We start from the raw sequence: 15,278 nt of genomic DNA, 5'->3' as shown, positions 1-15,278 counted from the left end.
TTCACTCCAGCGTGCTTCGGGGGCATCAATGCAGGGGTCCGCCAATGCCGGCACCCGCGTCGGTGCGGCGGGGCTTGCCGCCTTCAGGCAGGGGCTGCGGCACCAGGGTGCCCACCGTGAGCTGGTCATCGCCAAAGTACTTGGCCGCCACGCGCTTGACGTCATCGGGCGTGATGGTGCGAAGCTGGGCCAGCAACTGGTCTTCCGCATCCAGCGGCATGCCCTGTATCCAGTAATTGCCCAGGCTCTGGGCCTGGCCCATGACCGAGTCGCGCTCATAGACATTGGAGGCCATCCATTGCGTCTTCACGCGCTCCAGTTCGGCAGGCTCGACGCCGTCCCTGGCGACCTTGGCCACTTCGGCGCGCAGCGCGGCCTCGACCTCGGCCGCAGTCTTGCCGGTGGCGGGCACGCCCGTCAGCATGAACAGGCCGGGGCCGCGGCTCATGAGCGACATGGAGCTGCCCGCGCCGTCGGCCACGCGGCCTTCGCCCTGGACCAGGGCCCGCTCCAGGCGGGCGCCGTCATAGCCGTCGAGCACGGCCGAGAGCACCAGCAGCGCCAGCGCATCGCGGTCATCGGCCTGCAGATCGCTGACGCGCGTCAGCGAGGGCGCACGGAAGGCCAGTGCCACCAGGGCCTGCTCGGCCGGCTGCTTGACCTCGATGCGGCGGATGCCGATCTGCGCAGGCTCGGTGCGCGGCTTGCGCACCGGCACGGCGCGTGCGGGAATGCTGCCGTAGTACTTCTCTGCCCAGGCGCGGACCTTGGCAACGTCCACATCACCGGCAATGACGACGGTGGCATTGCCGGGCACATACCAGCGGCTGTGGAAATCGCGCACGTCGCCGGGCGTCAGGGCGTCCAGATCGCTCATCCAGCCGATCACGGGCCGGTGGTAGGGCGAGGCCATGAAGGTCGCCGCCATCAGTTGCTCCATGAGCACGGCGCGCGGCTGGTCCTCGGTGCGCATGCGGCGCTCTTCCTTGATGACCTCGATCTCCTTCTTGAACTCGCTGTCGGGCCAGTGGTTGTTGGCGAAGCGGTCGGATTCGAGCTTCATCACTTCCTCCAGCCGGCTGGACGGAATCTGCTGGTAGTAGCCCGTGTAGTCGCGGCTGGTGAAAGCGTTCTCCTGGCCGCCCAGGGCCGCCACCCGGCGTGAGAACTCGCCGGGCGCCACCTTGCGCGAGCCCTTGAACATCATGTGCTCGAGCGCGTGGGCCACGCCCGAGGTGCCGTCCACCTCGTCGATGGCGCCCACGCGCACCCAGACCATGTGCACGGCCGTGGGCGCGCGCCGGTCGGGCTGCACGATGAGCTGCATGCCGTTCTTCAGGGTGAATTGCTGCGCTGCTGTGGCGGACCGCTGGCCGCCTGCGGCCTGGCTGGCCACCGTCTGCAGCAGTGACGAAGGGGAGGAAGAGGATGCATCCGGGGCTGCCAAAGCAGCCCCGGTGCCCATGCAGGCCATTAAGCCCAGGAGGGTGAGTGCATGTTTCATAGAATGCTGTGATTCTAAGAACCTGCCGATGTTCAGTTTTTTCAAGAAAAAGCCCACCCCCTCCTCCGCCGAGATTTCCCCGGCGGACAGCAGCGCCGCGCCTGAAGAGGCCGGCATTCCCGCAACCCCGCCGCAGGACCGTGCCCCAGACCTGCCCCCTGGCACGCCTGCCCCACCGGCCGCAGCCGACACCGGCAGCGCCTGGTGGCGCAAGCCCTTCGGCGGCGGCAAGGGCGATGCCGCCCCGCCTGCCGCACCCGCTGCACCCACTGCTGCTGCTTCCACGCTCGCGCCTGCCGACTTCATTGCCGCACCCGAGCCCACGGCCAAGCCCGAAGCCGAAGGCGCCAGCCGCCAGAACTGGATGCAGCGCCTCAAGGCCGGACTGCGCAAGACCGGCAGCAGCATCGCTACGGTCTTCACCGGCACGCAGATCAACGATGCGCTGTACGAAGAGCTGGAAGACGCCCTGCTGATGGCAGACACCGGCGTCAAGGCCACCGAGCACCTGCTCACCGACCTGCGCCGCCGCGTCAAGGAAGCCAAGGCCACCGACCCTGCAGCCGTCAAGGCCCTGCTGGCCGATGCACTGGCCGACCTGCTGCGCCCGCTGGAAAAGCCGCTGATCATCGGCGAGCACCAGCCTACCGTGGTCATGGTCGCTGGCGTCAACGGCGCAGGCAAGACCACCTCCATCGGCAAGCTGACCAAGCATCTGGCCGACGAAGGCCAGAGCGTGCTGCTGGCTGCCGCCGACACCTTCCGCGCCGCCGCGCGCGAGCAGCTCGGCGTCTGGGCCAACCGCAACACGGTGGAGATCGTCAGCCAGGAAGGCGGTGATCCTGCAGCCGTGAGCTTTGATGCCGTCACCGCCGGCCGCGCCCGCAAGAAGGATGTGGTGCTGGTGGACACGGCGGGCCGCCTGCCCACCCAGCTGCACCTGATGGAAGAGCTGCGCAAGATCCGCCGCGTGGTCACCAAGGCCGATGCCACGGCACCGCACGAGGTGCTGCTGGTCATCGACGGCAACACCGGCCAGAACGCGCTGGCCCAGGTGCGCGCCTTTGACGATGCACTGCAGCTCACGGGCCTGATCGTCACCAAGCTCGACGGCACGGCCAAGGGCGGCGTGCTGGCCGCCATTGCCCAGGAACGGCCGATCCCCGTGTACTTCATCGGCGTGGGCGAAAAGGTCGAAGACCTGGAGACCTTCAACGCCAGGGAATTCGCGCAGGCGCTGCTGTCCTGAGGCCACCCGGCACACCACCACCCAAAGGAGCGCGCTGCGCTCCTTTTTTCATGGGCATGCGAGCGCAGCGAATGCCCAGGCATGCAGGCAAGGGTTTTCCCTTGATTCGAATCAAGCCGCAGGTTTTATGCTTTGCATTGATTTATAAGAAGAACGTTGTTTTATACAGGAAACAATCGATAGCCCTCAGGCATTTCTTTTGCTTGTACCTGCCTTGCCTTGTTCCCCGGAGTTCCCCATGAAAGCCCCCACCTTGCTCGGCGCTGCCGCCCTGCTGGCAGCAGCCGCATGCCAGAGCGCCCTGGCCCAGGATGCCGCCGCGCAGCAGCAGCTGGCTGCCAAGCCTTTCACCATCGTCGCGCCCTTCCCGCCCGGTGGCCCGGTCGATGCGCTGGCCCGCCTGCTGTCCACGGGATTGGCCGAGCGCTACAAGCAGACTTCGGTGGTGGAGAACAAGCCCGGGGCCAACGGCAATATCGGCATCGACATGGTCAAGCGTGCCGCGGCGGACGGCCATACGCTGCTGGTCGTGCCCCAGGGCAACCTGACCATCAATCCCACGCTGCTGGCCAGGCCCGGCTACAGCGTGGAGACGGACTTCGCGCCCGTGGCTTCGCTGGCCAAGGCGGCCAATGTGATCGCCGTGCACCCTGGCGTGCCGGCCAAAACGGTGCAGGAGCTGGTGGCCCTGTCCAAGGCCAGGCCGGCCACCATCAGCTATGCCTCGCCCGGCGTGGGCTCCAGCCTGCATCTGGCCGGTGAGCTGTTCAAGCAGCAGACCGGTGCCGACATCCTGCACGTGGCCTACAAGGGCACGGCGCCCGGCCTCAACGATGTGCTGGGCGGCACGGTGCCGATGATCGTGGGCAATGTGCCCGCGCTGCTGCCGCATGTGCAGTCGGGCAAGCTGCGTGCGCTGACCGTGACCGACCCGGCGCGCAGCAAGTACCTGCCTGATGTGCCCACGCTGGCCCAGGCGGGCGTGCCGGGCATTGCCATCTCGTCCTGGTACGGCGTGATGGCGCCAAAGAAGACACCGCCGGCCGTGCTAAAGCAGCTGGAAAAGGATATTCAGGAGATCTTCAACACGCCGGCCGTGGTCAGGCAGCTGGACCTGCAGGGGATCGAGCCCTGGGTGGTCACGGGCAGCGCCTTCGGCGAGCTGATCCGCAAGGAGACAGCGACCTGGGTGCCCGTGATCAAGGCCGCCAACGTCACGCCACAGTGATGCGGGGCGCGGCGGCCATGTCTGCAGTGTCCGCCACGTCCCGGGTCGAGACCTGGGAACGCAGCCACTGCGCATAGTCGGCCATGCAGCGCTCGGTGCGCATGGTGATCTGCGGCACGCTGTAGCTGTGGCCGGCGCGCAGCAGCCGGGCCAGGCGCTCCAGCACGTCGGGCAGGGTCTTGCAGACCAGCCGCCACTCGGGCGTGGCGTGCATCTCGCCCTCCCACACGTAGTGCGAGGTGATGGGCTCCACCTGCACGCAGGCCGCGGCCTGCTGCTGCACCAGGCTGCGCGCCAGATGGGCGGCCTCCTCGGCGCTGGGGACGGTGGTGGCCACCACGCACAGCGTGGACCAGGGCGAGGCGGGGTTCTTGGCGGAAGTCATGGAGGCGTAGTCTACGGTTGCGCGCTGCAGGCCGGTACTGGCCTTTGCGGCGTCAGGCCATCAGCCCCTTTTGCCGCGCCTGCAGCCGCGCCAGGCCCAGCAGCGCATCCGTGAAGGGCGTGTCCACGCCGCACAGCTGGCCCATTTCGCGCACCGCGCCCACCAGGGCATCGAGTTCCACGGGCTTGCCCGCTTCCACGTCCTGCAGCATGGAGGTCTTGAAGGCGCCCAGCTTGAGCGTGACCGCATGGCGGTCTTCGGGCGATTCGTTGATGGGCAGGCCGATGCGCGCGCCGATTTCCTTGGCCTCCAGCATCACGCGCGTGATCAGGCCGCGCACCAGCTCGTCGCCCAGGATGCGGTCCGAGGTGGCGCCCGTCAGCGCGCTGACGGGGTTGACGGTCATGTTGCCCCAGAGCTTGTACCAGGCGTCGCGCTGGATATTGTCGGAGACCTTGGCCTCGATGCCGCCACGCTGCAGCAGTTGGGCCAGTGCCGCCAGGCGCGGCGTGGGCGGCTGGCCGGGTCCTGTGGCCAGGGGCTCGCCCAGGATCAGGCTGTTGCCGAAGTGGCGGCGCACCACGCCGGGCGCATCGTTGGAGCAGCTGGCATGGACCACCGAGCCCAGCACCTGACCCAGCGGGATGGCTTGCGCAATGCGGCCTTCAGGGTCCACGGCTTTCAGCTGCCTACCGCGCACGCTGGCATCGACACCGCCGTGCAAAAACCACCAGGGCACGCCGTTCATGGCCGTGAGTACCACGGTCTGCGGGCCGATCAGCGGGGCGATGCGCTCGGCCACATCGGGCATGCCCGGCGCCTTGACGGAGATGATGACCAGGTCCTGCACGCCCAGGGCGGCCGGGTCCTGTTCGGCACGCAGCGCGAAGTGCTCGCGCTGCTCGCCGTGCACCAGGGTCAGGCCCTCGGTGCGCAGGGCCTGCAGCGCGGCGCCGCGCGCCACGGCGCTGAGCTGGCAGCCGGCGCGGGCCAGGGCCGCGCCCATCCAGCCGCCGATGGCACCGGCGCCGAAGATGCAGGCCTTGTCGAATGAAATGCTTGTCTGTTCCATGGTCATGCGAGGGAAGCTCCGGGTTCAAAGATCGAGATAGCTGCTGTCGCGCCGGTTCACACGGCGCACCAGATGGTCGAACACATCGCGGGCACCGCCGTGGCTGTCGTTGAAGGTCAGCGAGTCCTCGTTGCAGCGCCGGGCCATGGCGTCGGAGACCATGCGCGGCGCCCCCATGGACAGGGTGGCCATCTGCACGTCGCAGGCGCGCTGCAGCGTCCACAGCACCACGAAGGCCTGGGGCAGGTCGCTGCCCCAGCTGAGCAGGCCGTGATTGCGCAGGATCACGGCCTTGCGGTGGCCGATGCTGGCCAGCAGGCGCGGCCCTTCGTCGGCATGGATGGTGATGCCCTCGAAGTCATGGTAGGCCACCATGCCGTGCAGCTGGGCGCTGTAGAAGTTGCTTTGCGACAGGCCCTGCTCCAGGCAGGCCACGCCCATGCCCGAGGTGGTGTGCGTGTGCATCACGCAGTGCGCGCCCGGCAGCCCGTCGTGGATGGCCGCATGCACCACGAAGCCGGCCGGATTCACCGGATGCCGCGAGCCGTCCAGCACCTCGCCGCGCACATTGATGCGTACCAGGTTGCTGGCCGTGACCTCTTCGTAATGCAGGCCGAAGGGATTGATCAGGAACTGCTTTTCACCGCCCGTCACGCTGTCGGGCAGGCGCACCGTGATGTGGTTGTAGATCAGCTCGTCCCAGCCCAGCATGGCGAAGACGCGGTAGCAGGCGGCCAGTTCGATGCGGGCGGCCCGCTCTTCAGGGTGCATGGAGCAATTCATGGTGTGGCTCGTGGGGTGGGTTCTGAGGTGGGTCTTGAGGTGGGTTGTGCAGTGGCTTGTGGGGAAATCAGGCATCCAGCCCCTGGTCCAGTCCCTGGTCCAGCCCTTGGTCCAGCGCTTGGGAGGCACGGCCCAGCTTGTCCAGGATGCGGTCCAGCATGGCGCGCTCATCGGCCGTCAGGGCATTGAGCAGGGCCGCCTGGTAGGGGCGTGCGCGGGACAGCACCTCGTCGAAGAGCGCCTGCCCTGCTTCGCTCAGCTGCAGCAGGTGGCGCCGCGCGTGCTGCGGGTCGGCGCGGCGCAGCACCCAGCCCCGGTCGATCAGCGGCTGCAGCGCGCGGCTGATCTGGGCCTTGTCCATCAGGCTCAGGCGCGACAGCGCGCTGGCATGCAGCTCGCCATGGCGCTGGATCTGGCCCATGAGCCGCCACTCGGTCAGCCCCACGGGCGATGCCGGTGCAATGTAGTGCCGCGTCACCTGGGTCTGCAGCGCATTGGACAACGCGCCCAGGCGGAAGGTGATGAAATCCTCCAGCGCCAGCGTCTGGGGGCAGACCTGCGTGTCCGGTGCAGGGCCGGTGGCGGCATCGGCGGCAGGGATCGTGGATGTGCGTGGGCGGGGCATTGGGCGGAGGAAACCGGGCGGCGATGGCGATTGCGATGGCCGCATGATCCACCAATGTTGACATATCAACATTGGTGGCAACCCTGAGAGCCCTGGCGGCCTGCAGGCCGCCAGCGGGCGCAGGGTGAAACCCGTGCGCCCGCGCCGCGCTCAGCGCGTGAGCAGTTCGTTGGAAGGCAGGGTCTCGTCCAGCAGCTTGCGGGCCGTCTCCACGCCCGCCACGGGCAGCAGCGCCGGGTCCAGCAGGCCCACCTGCACCAGCACGCTGGCCTGGTCCCAGTAGATGTGCTCGTGGTAGAGCTTGTCGCCCCGGAACTTGACCACGGCCAGCAGCGGGATCTCCACGCGCCGCCCCGTGGGCCGCACGCCGGGCAGCATCCACGGGATCTCGGTGGTGTGCGTGAAGCAGAACAGCATCTCGTCCACCACCTGCGAGGCCCCCACCGTGCGTGAAATCGGGGTCAGCGACGTGTCGGGCGGATTGCTGTTGACGAAGTGGTTCGTATAGAAGGCGTGCAGGTTGCTGAAGCCCACGCCGCCGGTCATGGTGGGGATGTGGTTCACATAGGGCTCGGCCACCATGGTGGCCATGGTGTCGTCCACGTTGCGCGTGGCGAACTCGTACTCGCAGTGCTTGTCCCACAGCGCGGCCAGGTCGAAATGCGGGCCGATGGCGGACTTGAGCGTGGCAATGCTGCGCTCGTGCGCCATCAGCGCCGAGGCCCGGTGGAAATGGTCGCCGCCCTTGCGCGCGAAGGCATGGTCCACGCCCGGATAGACGTGCACGGCCACGCCGGGACGACCGCCCAGCGCCTGGACGATGCGCTGGCGCGCCTCGGGCGGGCAGAAGGCGTCGAGCTCGGCCACATGCAAGGTGAGCGGGCAGCGGATGCGCTCGGCCTCGTCCAGCGCCGCCTCGATGCCCACACCGTAGTAGCCGACCACCGCATCGGCATCGGTGCGGCAGGCGGCCAGGTAGGCCAGCTTGCCGCCCAGGCAAAAGCCCAGCACGCCGGCCTTGCCGTCCGTGACCTCGGGGCGCTGGCGCAAGGCGTTCAGGCAGGCCTGGATGTCCTGCACGCCCAGGGCCTCGTCGAATCCCTTGTAGAAACCGAAAGCGCGCTCCCAGTCCGCCGGCGTGTAGCCCAGCTCCACATCGGGCTGCTGGCGCCAGAACAGGTCGGGCACCAGCACCACGTAACCTTCTTCGGCGTAGTAGTCGGCCACCTCGCGCATGGTGGCGTTGACGCCGAAGATCTCCTGCGCCAGCACCAGGCCGGGGCCGCTGCCCGAGGCCGGCACGGCCAGGTAGGCGTTGAAGCTGCCGCTGCCGTCCAGCGCGTTGATGCGCACATGGCGGCTTGCCGGGGGTTCTTTCTGCTGCATGGGTTGCCTCCGTTTCAAAGGGTGGGGAAAGCTGCGGTGCCGCTTTTTTCATGACCCGTCATACGCACTCGGGGTGCCGCACCGTCACCTGATAGTAGCCCGCGTGAAAGGCCAGGGGCTCGCCGTCGAAGCGTTCGCAGCGCTCGACCTGGCCGATGAAGATGAGGTGGTCGCCGCCATCGTATTGCCGGACGTTGCGGCAGACGAAGCGGGCCAGCACGCCATCGATCAGGGGCACGCCGGCCGGGCCTTCCGCGCAGTCCAGGCCGACGAACTTGTCTTGCTGCGGCGTGGAAAAGCGCCGCGACAGAAGGTGCTGGCCCGCAGCCAGCACGTGGATGGCGAAGTGGCTGGCGCCCTGGAAATCGCAGACGCTGGGCGCCTGGCGCGCCAGGCTCCACAGCACCAGCGGCGGGTCCAGCGAGACCGAGGAGAACGAGTTGGCCGTCATGCCCACGCGCCGCCCGTCCGGCGCGCGCGTGGTGATGACGGTCACGCCCGTGGTGAACTGGCCGAAGGCCTTGCGCAGCTCGCGCGGATCGAAGGAGCAGGCCGTGGCGGCGGCCGGGGTTTCGCATGTGCTCATGGCGGCCTCTGCGGCTAGGCAGGGACGGCTGCCATGGCGGCGATGGCCGCGCAGCTGTCGATGTAGTGGTCTGCCTCGCCCGCGTCCGCGAACCAGGGGAAGAAGGTGCGCGGGTCATCGAAGCCGTTGGCAAAGGCGCTGGCCAGCGGTGCCAGCGTGCCCGCGCTGGCCAGCAGCTTGAGCACATGGGGCGGCGGTGGCGCCAGCAGCATGTTGGTCCACTGCGTGACCCATTGCGCATAGCCGAACCAGTAGCGGTCGAAGGTCTGCTGCATCCAGGCGGCGTCGAATGCGCCATTGCCGTCACGATTTCCGTCGCCATTGCCGCGCGCCAGGATGCTGCGCAGATAGGTGTCGGCGCACTTGGCCGCGTTGTTGGAGCCCTGGCCCGTGATGGGGTCGTTGAGCACCACCACGTCGCCCATGCCCAGCACCTTGCGCCCCGACGGCAGCGTGGCCACGGGCTTGCGCACCGTGGGGGCGAAGCAGCCCGCGAGGATGCCGTTGTCATCGGTCAGCGCAATGTCGCGGCAGCGCTCGGCCTCCCAGGGCACGAAGGTGTCGAGGATCCAGCGGCTGCGTTCCAGGTGCTGCTCCGGTGTCTTCACATCGCCCCAGCAGTCCATGGGGCCGCCGGGCACGCCCTCGAACACCATGATCTCGCAGGGGCCCGTGGTCGTCAGCGCCGGGAACACGAAATACTCGCCCACGCCCGGCAGCAGGTTGAAGGACACGGCGGAGAACGGCTCGCGCGGCTTCATGCCCGTCACATAGGTCAGCGCCAGCGCCCGCTGGGGCTGGTCGAAGCGCGAGCGGTGGGCATCGCGCTCGAACAGCCTCGATATCTCGCCCTTGCCGCTGGCGACCAGGGTCAGGTCATGGCTGCGCGTGCATTCCTCCAGTTCGGCGATGCCCGCGTCCTTGAGCACCAGCTCGCCGCCCTGGCGGCGGAAGTCGTCCATCCATGCGGGGATCTTCAGGCGCTGGTCCACGGACTGCGCGCCCGCGTTCAGACGCGCCGCCCAGTCGATGGCCTTGTCGGCCGCTTTCCCGCCGTGCTGCGCCGGATGCGGCACGCACAGGCCGATGCCCTCGACCACCGGGCATTCGCGCGACCAGTGGTCCAGGCTCAGGCCGCGCTCTATCTGCAGCGCGCTGTCGAACATGCACTGGCTGGACATGACCCGGCCCTGGGCGATGTCCTGCGCCGTGCGGTTGCTCAGTATCGTGACCTGATGGCCCGCGGCCAGCAGGCCCAGGCCCAGTTGCAGGCCCGACTGGCCGGCTCCGACGATGGCGATTTTCTTCATGGCTGTCTCCTTGCGGCTCCGTGTCCGTACTGCGTGCTAGTCCATCAATTGGGGAATGGCGGCCACGGCGCGCTCGGGCCCCATGGCGCCGTAGCCGCCGTCCACCGCGTAGTCGGCCCCCGTCACGAAGCTGGCATGGTCCGAGCACAGGAACAGCACCACCTGGGCCACCTCATGCGGATCGCCCACGCGGCCCAGCAGGTGAAAGGGCGCGGCCACGCGGTCGGTCTTGGCGCGGTCGCCGCCACTGAGCCGGTCCATCACCGCCGACCAGGTCCAGCCCGGGCAGACGCTGTTGACGCGGATGCCATCGGCCGCCAGGTCCATGGCCATGCTGCGCGTGAGCTGCTTCATGGCCGCCTTGCTGGCCGGGTAGAGCCAGCGCCCCGTCTGCGCCGCTTCCGAAGAGATGCTGGTGAAGTTCACCACGGCCCCGCCACCGGCGGCCACCATGTGCGGGTGCACGGCCTGCAGCATGGCCACGGCGCTGGCCACGTTCACGTTGAACGAGGCCAGCCAGTCGGCACGCGGCGACTGCAGGCCTTCGTCTACATACGAGCAGGCCAGGTTGACCAGGATGTGCACGCCGCCGTGTCGGCTGCACGCCTGCTGCACGCAGGCGGCGACCTGCGCGTCGTCGGTGATGTCGGTGCGCACGAAAAGCGCGCCCTCGCCCAGCGCATCAGCCAGCACCTGGCCGTTGTCGGCATCGATGTCGGCAATGACCACCTTCACGCCGGCCGCGTGCAGCGCACGCACCACGCCTGCGCCTATCAGGGTGGAGCCGCCGGTGACGATGGCGCTTTTGCCTTCGAGTCCCTTGAACATGACGCTTGTTCTCCCGTGTGGATGCCAGGCCGGGCTGGCCTGTGCAGCACACGTTACGGGGGGCCGGGCCGCGCAGGCATCCGGCAAGCGCAGGCACTGTCCCTGGCGCGCAGAAATCGGCTCCCGGGGAATGGTCCGAATTGTGGGAGCGGGTGGTTTTTGCTACGTTCTGCCCAGCCTATGGAACACGCCATGCACACACCGCTGCCGCTGCAGCGCTACCGGCTTTTCGAGAGCCACGACATGGACGAGGCCCGCGAAAGCGTGGCGCGCGTCTTCTGTCCGCATGGCCTGGGCATGCTGCGCCCGCGCGCCGAGCTGGACGCCTGCCACCACAGCGCGCCGCTTTCCCGCAACGTCAGCCTGAACTATGTGCAGTACGGCCCCGGCGTGCACATCGAGCCCGGCTACCTGCGGGACTTCTTCCTGCTGCAGATTCCCCTGCGCGGCAGTGCCGAGATCCGCTGCGGCGCGCAGCAGGTGGATGCCACGCCGCGCCTGGCCTCCCTGCCCTCGCCGACCGAGCCGCTGTCCATGCGCTGGGCCGACGACAGCCCGCACCTGATCGTGCGCATGGCCCGCCCGGCCCTGGTGGCGCGGCTGGAGGCGCTGCTGCAGGCGCCCGCAGGCCGGCCGCTGGTGTTCGATCTGGGCGTGCCGCTGGACCAGCCGGCACTGGCACCGCTGGTGCATTTCATCGACTGCCTGCGGCACACGCTGGATGCGGGCAACGCCCTGCAGGCCACGCAGGCACTGGCCCAGCATGCGGAGGAATACCTGCTGACCAGCCTGCTGATGTCGGCCACGCACAGCCACAGCCGCGCACTGGCCGGAGACAGCCGGCGCAGCCTGCTGCCGCGCGGCGTGCGCAAGGCCCAGGAGTACATGCAGGCCCATGCCGACCAGCCCCTGTCGCTGGCCGATGTCTGCCGCGAGGCCGGCTGCAGCGCGCGCACGCTGCAGGCCGCCTTCCGCCAGCACGCGGGCATGGGGCCCATGGATTTCCTGCGCCAGCTGCGGCTGGACCGGGTGCGCGCCGAACTCCAGGCAGCCAAGGGCCCGGGCGTCGCAGCCGGCTCCGGCGTGCGCGACGTGGCGCAGAAATACGGCTTCCTGCACCTGGGCCACTTCGCGGCCCAGTACCGCAGCCGCTTCGGCGAGCTCCCGTCCGAGACGGCGAGCCGCCGCGTGCAGGCCTGAGGGCCTGCCTTTGCCGGTTCAGCCCCGGCCCACGAAGGGCATCTTGGTGGCCATCACCGTGTGGAACAGCACGTTGGCCTCCAGCGGCAGGCTGGCCATGTAGAGCACGGACTGGCCCACCACATCCGCGTCGATCAGCGGCTCCACCGCGATCTCGCCATTGGCCTGGGGCACGCCCTTGGCCATGCGCGATGCCAGCTCGGTCATGGCATTGCCGATATCGATCTGGCCCACGGCGATGTCGTAGGCACGGCCGTCCAGCGCAGCGGTCTTGGTCAGGCCCATGACGGCATGCTTGGTGGCCGTGTAGGCGCTGGAATTGGGGCGCGGCGCATGCGCGGAGATGGAGCCGTTGTTGATGATGCGGCCGCCGCGCGGCGACTGGTCGCGCATGGTGCGGAAGGCCTGCTGCAGGCAATAGAACATGCCGTTGAGGTTGACATCGACCACCTCGCGCCACTGCTCGGGCGTCCAGTCCAGGAAGGAGCCGGGCGGATTGCCCCGGCCCGCGTTGTTGAACAGCAGGTCCACGCGACCGAAGCGCTGCACCGTGCGCGCGAACAGCTGCTCCACGGCAGCCGGGTCGCTGACATCGGTGGCAATGCCCAGCATGCGCTCGCCCGCGCCGTACTTTGCCTGGGCCTCGGCGCAGGTCTCATCCAGCGGTGCCTGGCGGCGGCCCGCCACCACCACCTGGTAGCCGGCGCCCGCCAGGGCCAGCGCCACGGCCTTGCCCACGCCGGTTCCTCCGCCCGTGACCACGGCCGTCTTTGCGTTCTTCATCTCCATTGCTTGTCCATCCTGTAGTGCATGTGTTGCAGCCGCCGCCCGCGCACCGGTGGCGGGCGGCGCGCTGCATTGTCGGCGACGCGCCGGGCCTGCGGACTGTGCCGCAGGCGACACCATCGCCACACTGCGGACGAAGCTCAGGCAAAGCGCCAGGCAATGGAGCCCAGCGGCCCGTAGTCCACATGGAAGCTGTCGCCGGCCTGGGCCGTGACGGGCCGCGTGAACGAGCCGGCCAGCACCACCTGGCCTGCGTCCAGCTGCTCATCCCATTGCGCGAGCCGGTTGGCCAGCCAGGCCACGCCCGTGGCCGGATGGTTGAGCACGGCGGCCGCCACGCCGGACTCCTCGATCACGCCGTTGCGCTGCAGCAGCGCCGACACCCAGCGCAGGTCCACCGCGTCTGGGCGCACGGGCCGCCCGCCCATGACGATGCCGGCATTGGCCGCGTTGTCGGCGATGGTGTCGCGCACCGTGCGCATGGCCTGGGTATCGCGGTCCTTTTGCTCGATGCGGGCGTCGATGATTTCCACGGCGGGCACCACCCAGTCGGTGGCGGCCAGCACATCGCACAGGGTGACGCCCGGCCCCTTGAGCGTGCGGCCCAGCACGAAGGCCAGCTCCACCTCCACGCGCGGAGCGATGAAGCGCGCAAAGGGAATGTCGCCGCCGGGCTCGAAGAACATGTCGTCCAGCAGGGTGCCGTAGTCGGGCTCGGTGATCTGCACGGCCTGCTGCATGGCACGCGAGGTCAGGCCGATCTTGTGGCCCCTGACCGTGCGGCCCTCGGCGCGCTTGAGCCGCATCCAGGCGCGCGAGATGGCGTAGCCGTCCTGCACCGTCATGTCCGGATGGCGGCGGGAAAAGTGCCGGACCTGCACGCGGCTTTTTTCGCTGGCGTGCAGCTCGGCCGCCAGGCTGTCTATGGTGTGTTGCGCAAGCATGGGCGGCCCTTCAGCGCGCGGCGGGGCCATCGTCGGCCCAGGCCAGGTAGCCGTCGGACACGCCCTGGCGCTGCATGGCATCCCACTGCGCCACCGAAGGCGTGGGCATCTGGAAGGCATCGCCCACGCGGCCATACCAGCCGGGGTTCTGCAGCCGCGCGATCAGCTCCATGGGCGCGGGGTCGAAGTACATGAGCTCGCCATCGACCACGGCCGCATCCATGACATGGGCGGCCAGCATGTCGGCCAGCACCAGGCTGCGCACGCCGTCGATATCGATGATCTGGCGCACGCGGCACTCGAAGGACGCAGGGCTGTCCACGATGCGCGGCGCCTTCACCCGCCGTGCATCGCCCAGGACCAGGCCGGCCTGGGCCGACTCGTCCACCTGCGCGCCGAACTCTATGGCCGTCACCGCCATGCGGCGCGCCAGCGGCTCGGACACCAGGTTCACCACGAACTCGCCCGTGGCCGCGATGTTGCGCGCCGTGTCCTTGAGCACGCCCTGGCGCGAGCCGATGCACACGCACAGCAGCGGTGGATCGCCCGACATGGCGTTGAAGAAGGAAAACGGCGCGACGTTGACCGTGCCGTCCCCGTCCACCGAGCTGATCCAGGCGATGGGACGGGGCAGAACCAGGGAGTGCAGGATGTTGCTGCGCTGCTCGCTGTTGAGCGATTGCATTTCAAAGTACATGGGATTCCGGAGGGGAAGGGAAAAAGGGAGGGCGTCGCGTCACTCGTTGCCGGCGCGCGCCGCGTCCTGCTCGGCCTGGGCGATGCCGGGGGCGCGCGCATTGGACTGGTGCAGTTCCACCAGGTTGCCGGCCGGGTCGCGCAGGAACAGCTGCTTGAGGCTGGGCGATGCCACGTTGTCCAGCGTGAAGTAATCGACGCCGCGCGCCAGCAGCTCCTGCTCGGCGCCGAGGATGTCGTCCACGGCCAGCGCGATGTGGTTGGACACAGGGTCCTTGCCCGGGCCCTGCGCATAGCGCGACGGCCCCTCGCTGCCGAGGATGTGCAACTGGCTGCCGTTGGGCAGGTTGATCCAGGAGCCGTAGATGCCGGGGATCTTCCAGCGCGCGGCGTCCTGGGGCAGGTTCAGCACTTCTCGGTAGAAGTCGAGCATGGCATCGGCCTGGGCGTGGTTGACGCCGAATCCGACATGGTGGAGTTCCAGAACTTTGATGGGCATGGGATGTCCTTGCAGATTTGTGTGCCGCCAAATAATACGCTTAACGTACTATATACAAAGCGTAATATATGAAAGCCGTAAAATCAACCGCCCTTTCTTCTCCCGGCTTCAACCCGGTTTCACACGCCTTCACCCGCTTCCATCCACTCCCATGAGTCCGCGCAAGACCGCTGCCGCACCAGCCCCCGAATCCACCC

16 protein-coding genes are annotated in these 15,278 nt (G+C 68.5%); 3 read left to right on the top strand and 13 right to left on the bottom strand.

What is annotated here, in order from left to right; all coding sequences use genetic code 11:
- Positions 1–25 precede the first annotated feature (25 nt).
- The gene (locus GRX31_RS17470; protein ID WP_016449075.1) at positions 26–1,504 is read right to left on the bottom strand and encodes a M16 family metallopeptidase; all 1,479 of its coding nucleotides are present in this window, start codon (positions 1,502–1,504) and stop codon (positions 26–28) included.
- A gap of 28 nt (positions 1,505–1,532) precedes the next feature.
- Between GRX31_RS17470 and ftsY the strand changes: the two genes are divergently transcribed.
- Both ftsY and GRX31_RS17460 read left to right on the top strand, forming a co-directional pair.
- On the top strand, positions 1,533–2,753 hold the full coding sequence (ftsY, locus tag GRX31_RS17465) for a signal recognition particle-docking protein FtsY (RefSeq protein ID WP_016449076.1): 1,221 nt from the start codon (positions 1,533–1,535) through the stop codon (positions 2,751–2,753).
- A 238-nt stretch (positions 2,754–2,991) separates the two neighbouring features.
- Positions 2,992–3,981, top strand: a complete 990-nt coding sequence (locus GRX31_RS17460; RefSeq protein WP_160853953.1) for a Bug family tripartite tricarboxylate transporter substrate binding protein — start codon at positions 2,992–2,994, stop codon at positions 3,979–3,981.
- Here the strand turns inward: GRX31_RS17460 and cutA are convergent.
- The 8 genes from cutA to GRX31_RS17420 form a co-directional block, all read right to left on the bottom strand.
- Positions 3,968–4,366: a divalent-cation tolerance protein CutA gene (gene cutA, locus GRX31_RS17455; RefSeq protein WP_160853951.1), complete on the bottom strand. Its 399-nt coding sequence runs from the start codon at positions 4,364–4,366 to the stop codon at positions 3,968–3,970. The genes GRX31_RS17460 and cutA overlap by 14 nt on opposite strands.
- A 52-nt stretch (positions 4,367–4,418) precedes the next feature.
- Positions 4,419–5,444: a 2-dehydropantoate 2-reductase gene (locus tag GRX31_RS17450; protein ID WP_160853949.1), complete on the bottom strand. Its 1,026-nt coding sequence runs from the start codon at positions 5,442–5,444 to the stop codon at positions 4,419–4,421.
- Positions 5,445–5,462: 18 nt separating this feature from the next.
- Positions 5,463–6,296, bottom strand: a complete 834-nt coding sequence (locus GRX31_RS17445; protein ID WP_272918450.1) for a class II aldolase/adducin family protein — start codon at positions 6,294–6,296, stop codon at positions 5,463–5,465.
- Entirely contained in the window at positions 6,289–6,846 is a 558-nt protein-coding gene (locus GRX31_RS17440; protein WP_016449083.1) for a MarR family winged helix-turn-helix transcriptional regulator, read from the bottom strand. The genes GRX31_RS17445 and GRX31_RS17440 overlap by 8 nt, the downstream gene beginning before the upstream one ends.
- Positions 6,847–6,996: 150 nt before the next feature.
- Positions 6,997–8,232 (bottom strand): dienelactone hydrolase family protein, encoded by a 1,236-nt coding sequence (locus GRX31_RS17435; RefSeq protein ID WP_160853945.1) that lies wholly within the window; start codon positions 8,230–8,232, stop codon positions 6,997–6,999.
- Between the two features lie 58 nt (positions 8,233–8,290).
- Positions 8,291–8,818 (bottom strand): flavin reductase family protein, encoded by a 528-nt coding sequence (locus tag GRX31_RS17430; protein WP_046238852.1) that lies wholly within the window; start codon positions 8,816–8,818, stop codon positions 8,291–8,293.
- Between the two features lie 14 nt (positions 8,819–8,832).
- On the bottom strand, positions 8,833–10,128 hold the full coding sequence (locus GRX31_RS17425; RefSeq protein WP_160853943.1) for a styrene monooxygenase/indole monooxygenase family protein: 1,296 nt from the start codon (positions 10,126–10,128) through the stop codon (positions 8,833–8,835).
- A 36-nt stretch (positions 10,129–10,164) separates the two neighbouring features.
- Entirely contained in the window at positions 10,165–10,956 is a 792-nt protein-coding gene (locus GRX31_RS17420; RefSeq protein WP_012203717.1) for an SDR family oxidoreductase, read from the bottom strand.
- Between the two features lie 192 nt (positions 10,957–11,148).
- Between GRX31_RS17420 and GRX31_RS17415 the strand changes: the two genes are divergently transcribed.
- Entirely contained in the window at positions 11,149–12,156 is a 1,008-nt protein-coding gene (locus GRX31_RS17415) for an AraC family transcriptional regulator (RefSeq protein WP_016454133.1), read from the top strand.
- A gap of 18 nt (positions 12,157–12,174) precedes the next feature.
- Here GRX31_RS17415 and GRX31_RS17410 read toward each other — a convergent pair whose 3' ends face one another.
- The 4 genes from GRX31_RS17410 to GRX31_RS17395 all read right to left on the bottom strand — a co-directional run bounded on the left by GRX31_RS17410 (position 12,175) and on the right by GRX31_RS17395 (position 15,081).
- Entirely contained in the window at positions 12,175–12,945 is a 771-nt protein-coding gene (locus tag GRX31_RS17410) for an SDR family oxidoreductase (RefSeq protein WP_013803947.1), read from the bottom strand.
- A gap of 137 nt (positions 12,946–13,082) precedes the next feature.
- Entirely contained in the window at positions 13,083–13,886 is an 804-nt protein-coding gene (hpaH, locus tag GRX31_RS17405) for a 2-oxo-hept-4-ene-1,7-dioate hydratase (RefSeq protein ID WP_026062081.1), read from the bottom strand.
- Between the two features lie 10 nt (positions 13,887–13,896).
- Positions 13,897–14,583, bottom strand: a complete 687-nt coding sequence (locus GRX31_RS17400) for a flavin reductase family protein (RefSeq protein ID WP_160853941.1) — start codon at positions 14,581–14,583, stop codon at positions 13,897–13,899.
- 39 nt (positions 14,584–14,622) lie between these two features.
- Positions 14,623–15,081: a VOC family protein gene (locus GRX31_RS17395; RefSeq protein WP_017404212.1), complete on the bottom strand. Its 459-nt coding sequence runs from the start codon at positions 15,079–15,081 to the stop codon at positions 14,623–14,625.
- Positions 15,082–15,278: the final 197 nt, after the last annotated feature.

The organism is Delftia sp. CH05, from assembly GCF_009827015.1.
Lineage (GTDB): Bacteria > Pseudomonadota > Gammaproteobacteria > Burkholderiales > Burkholderiaceae_C > Comamonas > Comamonas tsuruhatensis.
This window is presented reverse-complemented; position numbering and strand designations above follow the sequence as displayed.